The organism is Paenibacillus sp. TAB_01 (assembly GCF_043945595.1).
In the GTDB taxonomy this organism is placed as follows: domain Bacteria; phylum Bacillota; class Bacilli; order Paenibacillales; family NBRC-103111; genus Paenibacillus_S.
The window spans coordinates 4044603-4056887 of sequence record NZ_JBIFNP010000001.1; the positions used below are offsets into that span (position 1 = coordinate 4044603).

13 protein-coding genes are annotated in these 12285 nt (G+C 54.0%); 4 read left to right on the forward strand and 9 right to left on the reverse strand.

Annotated features, from left to right (window positions below; genetic code table 11):
- The first annotated feature begins 48 nt into the window (after positions 1-48).
- A complete protein-coding gene (locus tag ACHHV8_RS19560; RefSeq protein WP_395160780.1) occupies positions 49-726 on the forward strand; it encodes a phosphatase PAP2 family protein in 678 nt (225 codons plus the stop codon).
- A gap of 44 nt (positions 727-770) precedes the next feature.
- Here the strand turns inward: ACHHV8_RS19560 and ACHHV8_RS19565 are convergent, their stop codons facing one another.
- Together ACHHV8_RS19565 and ACHHV8_RS19570 are read right to left on the reverse strand one after the other, a co-directional pair.
- On the reverse strand, positions 771-1901 hold the full coding sequence (locus tag ACHHV8_RS19565) for an MGDG synthase family glycosyltransferase (protein WP_395160782.1): 1131 nt from the start codon (positions 1899-1901) through the stop codon (positions 771-773).
- Positions 1902-2375: 474 nt separating this feature from the next.
- Positions 2376-2531, reverse strand: coding sequence for a hypothetical protein (locus tag ACHHV8_RS19570; protein ID WP_395160784.1), 156 nt, complete (start codon positions 2529-2531; stop codon positions 2376-2378).
- A 204-nt stretch (positions 2532-2735) separates the two neighbouring features.
- Here ACHHV8_RS19570 and ACHHV8_RS19575 point away from each other — a divergent pair, with 204 nt between their 5' ends.
- Positions 2736-2960, forward strand: coding sequence for a hypothetical protein (locus ACHHV8_RS19575; RefSeq protein ID WP_395160786.1), 225 nt, complete (start codon positions 2736-2738; stop codon positions 2958-2960).
- 211 nt (positions 2961-3171) lie between these two features.
- On the forward strand, positions 3172-3843 hold the full coding sequence (locus ACHHV8_RS19580; RefSeq protein ID WP_395160788.1) for a PIG-L deacetylase family protein: 672 nt from the start codon (positions 3172-3174) through the stop codon (positions 3841-3843).
- 305 nt (positions 3844-4148) lie between these two features.
- Here ACHHV8_RS19580 and fdhD read toward each other — a convergent pair whose 3' ends face one another.
- From fdhD to ACHHV8_RS19595, 3 genes are all read right to left on the reverse strand, one after another.
- Positions 4149-4952 (reverse strand): formate dehydrogenase accessory sulfurtransferase FdhD, encoded by an 804-nt coding sequence (gene fdhD, locus ACHHV8_RS19585; RefSeq protein WP_395160790.1) that lies wholly within the window; start codon positions 4950-4952, stop codon positions 4149-4151.
- Positions 4953-4959: 7 nt separating this feature from the next.
- Positions 4960-7314, reverse strand: coding sequence for an FdhF/YdeP family oxidoreductase (locus tag ACHHV8_RS19590; RefSeq protein ID WP_395160792.1), 2355 nt, complete (start codon positions 7312-7314; stop codon positions 4960-4962).
- Positions 7315-7525: 211 nt separating this feature from the next.
- Entirely contained in the window at positions 7526-7888 is a 363-nt protein-coding gene (locus ACHHV8_RS19595) for a Na-translocating system protein MpsC family protein (RefSeq protein WP_395160794.1), read from the reverse strand.
- A gap of 287 nt (positions 7889-8175) precedes the next feature.
- Here ACHHV8_RS19595 and ACHHV8_RS19600 point away from each other — a divergent pair, with 287 nt between their 5' ends.
- Positions 8176-8400, forward strand: a complete 225-nt coding sequence (locus ACHHV8_RS19600) for a hypothetical protein (protein ID WP_395160796.1) — start codon at positions 8176-8178, stop codon at positions 8398-8400.
- A 299-nt stretch (positions 8401-8699) separates the two neighbouring features.
- Here the strand turns inward: ACHHV8_RS19600 and ACHHV8_RS19605 are convergent, their stop codons facing one another.
- From ACHHV8_RS19605 to glgD, 4 genes are all read right to left on the reverse strand, one after another.
- Positions 8700-9089, reverse strand: a complete 390-nt coding sequence (locus ACHHV8_RS19605; RefSeq protein ID WP_395160798.1) for an HAD family hydrolase — start codon at positions 9087-9089, stop codon at positions 8700-8702.
- Positions 9086-9556 carry an HAD family hydrolase gene (locus tag ACHHV8_RS19610; RefSeq protein WP_395160800.1) on the reverse strand — a complete coding sequence of 157 codons (471 nt, stop codon included), beginning with the start codon at positions 9554-9556 and terminating at the stop codon, positions 9086-9088. Before ACHHV8_RS19610 ends, ACHHV8_RS19605 begins: the two co-directional genes overlap by 4 nt.
- Positions 9557-9646: 90 nt before the next feature.
- Positions 9647-11077, reverse strand: a complete 1431-nt coding sequence (gene glgA / locus ACHHV8_RS19615; protein WP_395160802.1) for a glycogen synthase GlgA — start codon at positions 11075-11077, stop codon at positions 9647-9649.
- A 96-nt stretch (positions 11078-11173) separates the two neighbouring features.
- Positions 11174-12274: a glucose-1-phosphate adenylyltransferase subunit GlgD gene (glgD, locus tag ACHHV8_RS19620; protein ID WP_395163563.1), complete on the reverse strand. Its 1101-nt coding sequence runs from the start codon at positions 12272-12274 to the stop codon at positions 11174-11176.
- Between the last annotated feature and the right edge of the window lie 11 nt (positions 12275-12285).

Below are 12285 nucleotides of genomic sequence, written 5' to 3' on the forward strand. Positions count from 1 at the left end.
ACGATCTGTGTATAATGAAATCAATACGACAAGTTAAGGTGAGGTCTCATGTATATCCGTATTCGCCCATCTACTCTACTTATATTCAGCCTGGCTTGTTTGGTGTGCTTTGGAACGATCGCTTTTTATATCGGCGGCCCTACGCTGGAGCGGTTCGATCATGCCTTAACGGCCTGGATTCAAAGCATACGCTCGCCTTGGTTGACCGCCCTGATGAAGCCGATCACGGCATTGGGCTCGCTCGGATGGATCGCTCCGCTCGCCTGCCTGGCGCTTGCCGCGGCCTGCTTCACGCCTACGCGGCGCATCGTACTTGCCATGTTCACAGCCATGATAGCCGGCTCCGCGCTCCTCAACTACGGGCTAAAGCTGGCGTTCCGCCGCGAAAGGCCTGCTCTGGACCTTTTCATTGAGGAAAGCGGATTCAGCTTTCCAAGCGGACATGCCATGCAGTCCTTCGCTTTTTTTGCCGCGCTTGTCTTCTTATTGTGGGGCATTGTCCCTTCCCGGACAGGCAGAACCGTTCTGCTTGCCGCGGCCGGAGGTATGACAGGCATCATTGGGCTGAGCCGCATTTATTTGGGCGTCCATTACCCCAGCGACATAGCTGCAGGCTACTTGGCCAGCGCGGGCTGGCTGGCCGTATGCGCTGCGTGCTGCCTCAAGCTTCAGTCAGGCTCCCAGCCGTCCCATCCGAACGAAAAAAAGCTCCGGACAGCGTCATAGTTCCATGACCTTCCGGAGCTTTTCCATTTGTGCAGCAGGTTGGCTTAGATCGAAACGGAAACCTGCTGATCGATCGTTTGAATAATATCACGGACGATAAGTGCTGAGGCATGCTTCTTTTGCAGGCCGATCATTCGGCTCTCAACCGCTTCGATGAGTCCCGGATTCGTTAACAAAAACTGAATCTGTGCGGATAGCTCCTCCACATGATGAGACACCGATGCTACGCCCATCCCGGCCAAATAGCGCGCATTCTCCCGTTCCTGTCCGGCATAGGGCTTATAAATGAAGATAGGAAGCCGAAGAGCAATCGCCTCCGTCAGTGTAAGTCCGCCCGCTTTGGTAATAATGCACGAGGAAGTAGACATCAGCTCATGAATACGGTCCACGTAACCGAGCACCTTCAGCTGGCGAAACGATGCATACTGCAGCTCCAGCCTCTGCTTCAGCTTCTCGTTGCGTCCGCAAACGACTACAATGCGATAGCTGCCGAGCAGCAGCAGCATCTGCAGCATTTCTTCTATATAACTAACCGCCCCGCTGTCGGCAGCCATAATCAGAATCGTTTTCTTGTCCGATCTTCTCATTAATGCGCCCCGGTTAAAGGACATTTCGTCGAACTCCTTGCGGATCGGGATCCCGCTGACTTCAACGCGTTCTTTGGCGAAGCCTTTCGATATAATATCCTGCTTCAAATCTTCCGTTGCCACATAATATTTATCCACAAACGGATGAATCCACGTGGAATGCAGCGCATAATCCGTAATGACCGTGAAATTCTGAATACCCATCGTGCTGCACACCTCCGGGGCGGCTCCAAATGGAAACGCGTTGACCACCGCGTCGGGCCTTTGTTGATGAATGACCTCCATCAGCTTTTTTCTGCCCAGCACCTGCATGGAGCGGTTAAACAGCGCCGTATGCTTCGTTTCCCGGGTCAAATAATAACTCCAGCCGTAATAATCGAGGCCCATTCTCGAGCTTTGCGGGCTTTTTTTGTACAGCGACGTCGTTATCTTGTTTAGAAAAGGGTGGCCTTCTTTCATCAAATCAATGATGGTTGCCTGCTCAATCCCTTGTTTGATAAATTGCTGTTGAATGGCGTGAGATGCTTGGATATGTCCATTTCCATAGCTAGCCGTTAGAATCAAGACGCGAGGATTGACATTTCTCATCCAGCGAACCCCCTTAACACCGGTTAGATCAGTCCTTGATGCATTTCTACTGTCAACATTCCGTTGCTTTGTTTTTATTTTATATTGTAAGCAATCCGCTCATTCCATTGTAATGCCTTCTCCCCTATTTGTCGCGCTGTATCGATAGAATCCCCATACTTTTCTAGGCCGGCTCATCCCGTGTACTATTTTATCACGATCCTTGCCGATTGTGGTAATCCAACCCGGAGTGTGCCGAAAAAACTTGGCGATCCCGCTTCCGCACGATTTCCTGCTATCCTACTATGCACCAATCCTCACCCGCTTGGCAAGCTCATTGTACTGACAGAACCTGCATGCTCAGGAGCCCTTTACTAATAGATGCAGGTTGGAATGAAGATATCCGCTATTTCTCCGGAAGCTTGTAAGTTTTAATAAGAAAAAAAGCCGTCTCTTCAGAAGAGACAGCTTTAAGCTAAACCGAATCCGGTTCAATCAGCTTTCATCGACATACTCATCCTGATCGCTTCCCCAAATAAAATCTTTGGAATAATCGATCCCTTCGGTAAGCTCCTGCTGCTCGGCCGAGACGGATGAAGCATACGACTCTTGGTTCGGCTGCTTGAGAGTATCGTTCTCTTCCTCGTGCATACGGGTTATCCTCCTTCGCATTATTCTCACGATATTTTCACCTTTGGAAAATAATAATATACGCGTCCAAAAAAGGCGCGGCCGCAAATACAATCTTTCAAAGCAAAATTATCAGAATATTCTAAAAATATATTGACTTGTAAATGCTTACAGCTTTACGCTTTTCTCTATAGACAACCAATTCAATGGATAGGGGCGGAGCCTATGAGTTCTATTACAGTCGTTCAACCCGTCGTCACCCGAGCTAACTCATGCTATGAGGATTATGTCAAATTCAGCAAGCTTCCTCCGTTTGAGCTGAACCGAACGCAAAAAAGCAGCTATGCGGAGCTTCACGCATTACGTAATGAGCTGACACAGCTGTTGAACGAATTCCGCGATCTGCTGAGCGCACGCTCCCCTGCCTCGCAGTGCCGCCGTACAGCCTAAGCTTTACAGCCGCTCAGACAGCGAAGCCGATGAAAGTGAACTCCCTAAGCCGCCCATAAAAAGAGTGCAGCCCTCGGCCTGAACTGCAATCGCAAGAAGGATCGTATTTTCACAGCATCCTTCTTGCGGGTGACAGTTCAACCTTAGCCGGGGGCTTCTCTTTATTTCCCTGCATTTCAGGTATAATGGTTGCAGGAGGCTGATGATAATCATGAGTTCAACGACCGCATTTATTTATGCTCATCCTGACGATGAAACCTTTCTGAGCAGCTGCTTGATCCGGCAGCTCGCCGATCAAGGAGACCCTCCAAGCCTGCTGCTGGCCACCAAAGGCGACGCGGGAAAAAAGAACGGACACGTCTCTCATCTGACCAACGATGAGCTCGCTTCCGTAAGAGTAAAAGAAATGGACAAGGCCGCCGAGATTCTCGGCATTTCCGTCGTCGAGCATTTGGGCTATCCTGACGGAAAGCTGGGCCTTGTCAACGAGGCTGAAGCCGTCGAAGCCATCATATCTTTCATAAATCGGCACAAGCCGGAGTCGGTGTTCACCTTTCCGAAAGATGGAGGGAACGGCCATCCGGACCATGTAGCCATCTCCAGGCTGACGACGCTGGCCGTGACGAGCGGCCGCTGCCCATCCGTGCAAAGATTATACTATCATGCCTCAGGCACCTTACTGAGCCAAGGCTGCCTGCCCGCCGTCACCGTAGATACGGAGCCGGACTGGAGGGTAAAAGCGGAGGCGCTCCGGGCGCATGCGTCGCAAATTTTTGCGATAGAACGCTACTTCGGCGATTTAAGCGTGTTCCCGGAGCAGCGCCGATTCGAAGCCTTCATCCTCGCCTGGGAGAACGGCGTCTCGTTTCCGCCGGCTACCTGAGGGGAGCTTCGGCTCCGAAGAAATTCCGATTAGTTACCGGAGGGATGATGGGGGGAATTAAAAGAGCCTCCTATTTATTACCGCAGGTTATGGGGTGACTATCAAAAAAAAGCCTTCGCACCGGTTCTTTGGTACGAAGGCTTCCTTTGTTCTGCAGCTGTTATGCACAGCTGCGCGAGGGCAGTAGCAATAGCCAGCTGCAGCCTGGCTGGCAGATGACCATAAAGTCAAGGGAGCGCCCCGCCCCTGCCGCAAAAAGCCTCTGCCGGCAATTCCCCCCGGCGCCGGCAAGCTCGCAGCGGCAGCTACAAAGAGCCTTCCCCCGCCACAATCCGTTCCGGGTACGTATACACATTAAAGGAATCTCCGCGGATGAAGCCCGCCACCGTAATGCCCAAATCCTCCGCCAGCTTCAGCGCAAGCTCTGTAGGCGCCGATTTCGAAAGCAGCAGGCCGACGCCAAGCTTGGCAGCCTTCAGCAATATTTCTGAGGAAATGCGGCCGCTGACCGCAAGCAGCTTGCCCTTCATGCTCATACGCTGCTGAAGACAGCTGCCGTATATTTTATCGATTGCGTTGTGCCGGCCGATATCGGAGCGGATGAGCAGCACGCCATCCGGGCTGCAGAGCGCTGCGTTATGCAGGCCGCCCGTTTTATGGAAATCAACCGAGCTTTGCTGCAGCTCCCGCATCAGGCGGATGCACTGCTCCGCCGTGATCGTATCCCGGGAAACGATCGTTTTGGCCGTCCGGGCGTCATTATGAAAGTAGAACTGGCGGCTTTTGCCGCAGCAGGAGGCAATGAACCTTTTTTGATGCCAGTCCTTGCCGGCATACTGCTGACCCTGCAGCTCGACGTCGGCAAAGCCGCGCGACGCATCCAGAGAAAGCCGGCGGATTTCCTCCGCCGTTCGAATCAATCCCTCCGACGCCAAAAACCCGATGACCAGCTCCTCCATATAGGTCGGCGTGCATACCATGGTCGCGAATTCCTCCCGATTTACCTTCACCGTCAAAGGAACCTCCGTCACCACGTCATCCGCTTTAAGGCTGAACCGGCCGCCCTCATATCTTGTGATTGTCCGCTTTACCGTTACGTCCTGCTCCACTGCAGCCTCACTCCATTTCCGTTTCCAGCTCGGCAATCCGCTTCTCTACATATTTAGTGTCCTTGAAGGCGTGGAACGTTTCCGCTTTTTCCACGATGACGGACGTATTGTATTCCGGAATCCCGGCATGAGGCTCATACACGCCCTTCGGGATCAAGCCGTTGCCCTCCGGCCAGTGCACCTCCAGATTGCCCTTCTGCACCGGTACCGGCTTCACCCGGCCATGCATCAGGCCGTGGCGGTTGTAGACGACGATGGCGTCGCCCGGCTTTAAGCCAAGCGATTGGGCGTCCGTCTCATTCATCAGAACGTCATACCGGTCCGCCCCGTTAAAAGGATCGGTTTCACTGTAGATCATCGAGTTGAACTGCTTCCCGCGCCGCGTCGTGACAAGGAAATGTCCCTCCGGCTTGCGAAGCTCCGGCAGCTCGATCGGGATGAGTTGACCGCGTCCGTCCTTCGTCGGGCAAATACCGCCCTCGCACAGCCAGGCTCCTCCCCACTGGAACACGTCCCCGCGCTGAGACAGGTGCTGGATGCCGTCATAATAAGGCACGGTCCGGGCAATCTCACGGCGGATTTCCTCCGCGCTGCGGAAGGCGACCTGCGTTTCATATTCCGGGTTCACGCGCCGGGCCAGCTCGATGTAGATTTGCCATTCCGCACGCGCCTCTCCAATCGCGGGACCGCCTTCAATCTGCGGAGAGTAATAAACCATCCGCTCTGTCGAGGTCGACGTGCCGCCTCCCGGCTGCTCATAGCGGGTCATCGCAGGCAGCACAAGCACCGCTTCCTTCGCGTCCGCCAGCGTCGACGTGTTCAGCACGATATCCTGATGCACGCGGATATCTACGCTTTCCAGACATTTCCGGACAAAGTCAGGGTCCGGCATCGTCTCCAGAAAGTTTCCGCCTGAAGTGTAGAACAGCTTCAGCTTCCGGTCATGCGTCTCCGGCAGCAGCGCGTTCTCCAGCGAAACGCCGACGATATCCCCCTGCCATGCCGGCAGCTTGAAGCCCCATTCCCGCTCGATACGGGCAATGTCTTCGCCTTTAAACTCCCCTCCGGGCAGACTGAACGGGTCGGCCCCCATCTCGCCCGAGCCCTGCACGCCGCTGTGGCCGCGGATCGGCATTAAACCGCAGTGCTCGCGGCCCAGAAAACCCCGCAGCAGCGCAAGGTTCGCCACCTGCGAAATGTTGTCCGTCCCGAAGCGGTGCTGCGTCAGCCCCATGCTCCAGACGAACACCGCGGACTTCGCGCCGGCCAGCAGTTGGGCGAATTCGAGCATTCTTGCCCGGCTCAGACCGGAGGAGCGCTCCAGCAGCTCCCAGTCCTGCTTCCTGACATGCTCTCTGAGCGCGTCGTACCCGTTCGCATGCGCCTGCACAAAAGCATGGTCGACCGCGCTGCCCGGCGCCTGCTCTTCCATCTCGAACCAATGCTTCATGACGCCGTTCATGAAGGCAATGTCGCCGCCGATGTTCACCTGGTAGAAATCGTCGGCGATCTTCGTGCCGAACAAGGCGGATTCCGGAATGGACGGAATCCAGTACTGCTCCATCGACGGCTCGTAGTACGGGTTGATGACGATAATTTTCGTCCCTTTCCGCTTGGCCGCATACATATATTTCGTCGATACCGGCTGATTGTTCGCCGCGACGCTGCCCCAGAAGATCAGCACGTCGGTGCCGATCCAATCCTTGTAGCTGCAGCTGGAAGCGCCGATGCCGACCGAACGCTTCAATGCCGTCTTCGACGGGGAATGGCAGATCCGGGAGGCATTGTCGATGTTATTCGTTCCGAGCAGGCGGGCGATCTTCGCGGCCGCATAGTAAGACTCATTCGTGATTCCTCTCGCCGTCAAGTAAAAAGCGAGCTGTTTCGGATCGATGGATCGGATCTTGTCTGCAATCATTCCGAGCGCATCGTCCCAGGACAGCCGGGAAAAGCGCTTCTCTCCCTTGCGCCGGATCAGCGGATACGGAATGCGGCCCAGCTTGCGGAGCGCCGTGCTGTCGAGCTTGCGCAGCTCGCCGATCTCCTGATGCAGATGATCCGGCGCGATCGCGGGCATCGTGTTCAGGCGCAGCACATTCAGCCGCGTCGTGCAAAGATGCGGTCCTTCCAGCGTCCGGTCGTACAGCCCCGAGACGCCGAGCGCACAGCCGTCGCATACGCCTTGAGTCAGAATGCGATAAGCGTAAGGCAGCTGGTCGCGGTTATCCCAGGCAATTTTCAGCGTATCTTTGATGTGGTGGGGCTTTACGTGTCCAAGCCCGAAAGGAACTTTACTGACCCACAGCTTCGGGTCCAGCTGCTTGGGGAGCCGGATCGGCCCCGTATGTACCGTTCTTCCCATAGTTTAAACCTCCTGCGTGTTTTTCTTCTATCTAAAACCGGGCTTGCTTGAGCGAAGTCTGCTTCATGGATCTTGATCGAAAAATATTCGCGCAATAGAAAAGCCGCAGCAGACCTGCCTCCTTTTTCCTGAAAAAAAAAGAAAGTAGATCTGCTGCGGCTGTTAGTCTTAAGCAGGGTCGCTGCCAAGTGCCAACGGCACTTCTATGCAGTTATTTGGATGCAAATTTGTTTTGAATGTTCTGATCGAACACAAAGATCGACATGCCGAAGTCCTTTTCCAAATCGATATCGAGATATAATTCCAGAAACTTGGCGCCCAGCAGCTCTTCCATTTCAACTGGCGGATGGTTGCGGTACATTTCCTTCACCATCTCCGTTCTAGCGGTGCGCAGCACATGCCTGCCTTCGCTGCCGGAGGCAATGAACTTCTCAACCGGCGAGAGGTTGCCCTCCATTTCGCAAATCGCCCAATGATTGCAGAAGGTAGTCCGGATCTCCCGGGGGCCTTTACCCATATGGCGCTTTCGAAACGCTTTCACCAAATTGCTGAATTCCGCTTCCATTTTGTTCATGCATGAAATCCCCATTTACCCGAGTCTATGTTCCAAATTTTATCACGGACTTCCCGATAGTTCAATGCTTTCCTCCGGCTCGCGGCAAGGTGGATGCCCGCTTCCATACGCGTACGGACTGCCCGGCAAAACGCATAAACGCATCAAGGAAGAACGCGGCAGCGTTTACTCGCGGGAGCTGGAACGCTGCAGCAGTCATATCTGTCCAACCGGAGCATAGAATAGACTACGTGTCCATTTCTATTATAACAAATAGGACTACAGCTGAAGGAGAGGATGAATCGTATATGTGGGAAAGCGTACTGAAGAAAGATCATTGGGAGATTCAAGTCAACCCGGCCAACAAATCGATTCAAATTCATGTGGACCAGATGGAGACCGGTAACGAGCGGATTTCCCTGGAACTTGGCCAGACCGACTTGTTCGAACTGCTGCATACGTTCCTATCCATCAACCGGTCATTCAACAAAGAAACGATGTACTATGACGATCTGGAGAGCGACCCCGTCTAGCCTGACTTGCTCCCGGATAAACATACGGCTTCTCCATAAAGCCCGCTAACGAAAAGCCTGCCCGGATATTCGAGACAGCCGAAGCCGATACAAATCCATCGCAGCTTACGGATCCTGATCCTGCTTCCAAGTGCTGTGCTCCGCAACTTTCTTGGGTTGTCCTCTAGGTAAGAGGACGAATCCCCGGATAAGAACGGACACTCATGCCACTACGGAACGGTTCCGCACGCTCCGTCCGTTTGTCATCGGACATTCGGATCGGATTATCCACCGGCAGGCATTTGACTAAGCGCTCTAAATCAGCTGCCGCTTTCCCCGTTCAACCGGCGCAAAATATAACGGGCAACGCCATCGTCCGTGTTCGCTTCAATCACCTCGTCGGCCAATGCTTTCAGACCCGGCTGCGCATTGGCTACGGCCAACCGGGTTCCGCCCGCGCGGAACAATCCGATATCGTTCAGATTATCTCCGAACACGGTAACCTGCTCCGGGCGGCAGCCGACATGCCTCGCCCACATCAGCAGCCCGCTGCTCTTGTTCGCATCGGGGTCGCTGATTTCAAGGAAGTAATGATCCTTCAAATACCCGTCCGGCATAAAGTGGACATGCACTCTTTCGCCGTACTGCTGCTTCACAGCCTCATACAAAGGTTCAAGCTCCTCATACATCCCGATATAGGTCAGCATCATCGTTTGAAAGTCCTCCGGGCACCGCAGCGCGACCGTCTCGCGAAAGCGGGGATCTTGATGGCGGCTTGCCCTGAACTGCCGGTCTCCGCTCGTGTCAAAGGCTCGTGAAGGACACGTTCCGTGTCATGCTCATCGAGCGCGAACAGCAGCGGGCACAGGCCGAACGTTTTGCCGAAGGCGATCAGGTCATTGGTCATAGCGGGCGGCAGAAAAGCACCGTCGAGCTTCGAAGCCGTCACCGGATCGTACAGCAAAGCTCCATTGTACAGGACGATCGGATGCTGCCAGGGAATCCTGTCCGCTACAGCCTGGGAGCTTGTATAGCTTCTTGCGGTAGCATAACTGATGACATGCCCGCTCCGAATCGCACCGGTCACGGTCTCGACGGTAAGCTCCGATAGCGTGGCATCCGGCCGCAGCAGCGTCCCGTCCAGGTCGGTCAACATATACATATACAGCTTGTCCATATCGCGCGCTCCTCGCCTGCAAGAATAAAACCAACGCCATGCCGGCGTTGGTTTGTTGAGTTGGCTGCTTCGCCGCTTGGCGAAGCGGATTCAGCCCTGGGCCAGCTGCTCGTACAGCTCTGCATACAGCTGCGCCGAGCGGTGCCAGCTGAAATCCTTTTCCTTGATATTGTTCAGCAGGTTCGTCCATACTTCTTCCTGGTTGTAATAGCTTACCGCCCGCTGTACCGTATACAGCATATCGTGGGCGTTATAATGGGCGAAGCTGAACCCGGTGCCTTCTCCCGTAAATTCATTATAAGGCTGCACCGTATCCTTCAAGCCGCCGGTTTCACGAACCAGAGGAACGGAGAGATACCGCATTGCAATCAACTGGCCGATGCCGCACGGCTCGAACTGCGAAGGCATCAAGAACAGGTCGGAGCCTGCATAGATCTGTCTGGCCAGCCCTTCGTCGAACGTAATGCAGGCGGCCATTTTATCCGGGTACCGTTCCGCCGCCCAGCGAAACATCTGCTCGTAACGCTGCTCGCCCGTCCCCAGCACAACCCACTGCGCATTGAGCTGCATCAGCTCTTCGATGACACGATCGATTAGGGAGAGTCCTTTTTGCTCTACGAGACGCGTCACCAGAGCAATCATAGGGACATCCTCCCGTACCGGAAGGCCAAGACGTTCCTGCAGCTTAAGCTTGTTCTTCCGCTTGTCCTCAACGGAATCGCGGTAATGGACTTCCAGATGCGGGTCTGTCATCGGATCCAGCTCATCGTAATCGATCCCATTCACAATCCCCTTCAACCGGAAGCTTTGAGAACGCAGCAGGCTGTCCAAATATTCGCCGTAAAACGGCGTCTGAATTTCGTCCGCATAGCTCGGACTTACCGTCGTTATGTAATCCGAATAGAGCAGCCCGCCCTTCATGAAGCTGGCGCCCCCGTATTGCTCCAAAGCATAGCCCGTAAAGTGCTCGTCCCCTAAAGCGAAATAATCTTTGAACTGCTCTTTTCCGAACACGCCTTGATATTTCAAATTATGTACGGTCATGACCGTTTTGATATGAGCATACCTCGGCTGATAGCTGAAATGGGCCCGGTACAGCACCGGAATCATCCCTGCCTGCCAATCATGGCAGTGAATGACATCCGGAATGAAATCGATATGCTGCATCGCATCCATGACGGCGAGGCAATAAAACGCAAAGCGCTCGGCGTCATCCCCATAACCGTAACAGCCCTTCCGGCGGAAATAATATTCGTTGTCCACAAAATAGAAGGGAATGCCTTCGTGCTCCAGCTTCAATATGCCGCAGTACTGCTGTCTCCAGCCCATTCTGACGGTAAGCACGGCGACCGTTTCCATTCGCTCCGTCCACTGCGCCGGAATATCTTCATATTTGGGCAGGATCACTCTGACATCCAGTCCCTGTTTGGCCAGCTCCTTGGGCAATGAGCCGATGACATCGGCCAAGCCCCCTGTTTTGGCAAAAGGTACGGCTTCCGATGCGGCAAATAACACTTTCATGGGCCCTACCACTCCTTTGAAGTTGAGCGTGCGGGGAAGGTAGGTTTTATCCTCTATCAGCCTCAACAAACCTGCCCCGCAGCGCGGGGGTCTCAACTAGATTACCTTCGTCTTGGATGCAATAAACGGCGCCTGCTTATCTCCGGTCAGCACGCGGCCGCGGCTGATGAACACATCCTTGTCGAGAATCGCATTCTCGATGATGACATTCTCTTCAATCTCGCAGTTTTGCAGGATGATACTGTTTTTCACATAAGCGCCTTTACGGATCTTGACGCCGCGGAACAGAATGCTGTTCTCGACCTTGCCCTCAATAATGCAGCCGTTGGCGATCAAGGAATTGCGCGCATGCGCGTTATCCGTATATTTGGCCGGAGGTTCGTCCTTTACCTTCGTGTAAATCAAATTTTTCTGGAAGAACAGCTCCCGCCACACCTTCGGGTTCAGCAGCTGCATGCTGTGCTTGTAATAGCTCTGAATCGTGTTCACGATGCCAGTGTGCCCTTCATGGCGGTAGGCGTAAACCCCCAGCTTACCGATATTTTTCATAATGCCGTCGCGAACGAGGTGGTCATATCCCTGCGCCAGGCAAGATTCCACCATATCGAGCAGCAGCTCCTTGCTCATCACGTACATTTCCATCGAAATGTTGTCCGTGCGCAGACGGCCCGAATGATCCTCCATGACGGTAACCTGCCCGTCGTCCTTGACCGCCAGCCGGCGGAATTTGGCGAACTCCTCTTCATCGGCCTGCTTATAGATCACGGTGATATCCGCATTCTTCTCCAGGTGGTAATCCAGCACATCGTTTAAATCGATATTGCAGACCATATGGCTTCGGGAGATGACCACATACTCCTCGCGTGCCCGGTAGAAATAGTCTCTGTGGCTGTAAAATTGGAACAAATCGCCGCGGGCCATGCCCGTAGCTTCATGCAGCACCGCCGGAAGGATGAACAAGCCGCCGCGTTTGCGGTCCAGGCCCGATTCCTTGCCGGAACCGAGATGATCCATCAGGGAACGGTATTTATGCTGCGTGAAGACAGCTACGTTCTCCAGACCGGAGTTGACCATGTTCGATAAGGTAAAATCAATCAGCCGGTATCTTGCCCCGAAAGGCACCGAAGCCACGCAGCGCGAATAGGTAAGCTCTTCCAAGTCATCCGGTTCATTGACCAGATTAATAACGCCCATCATCCGTTTCATAC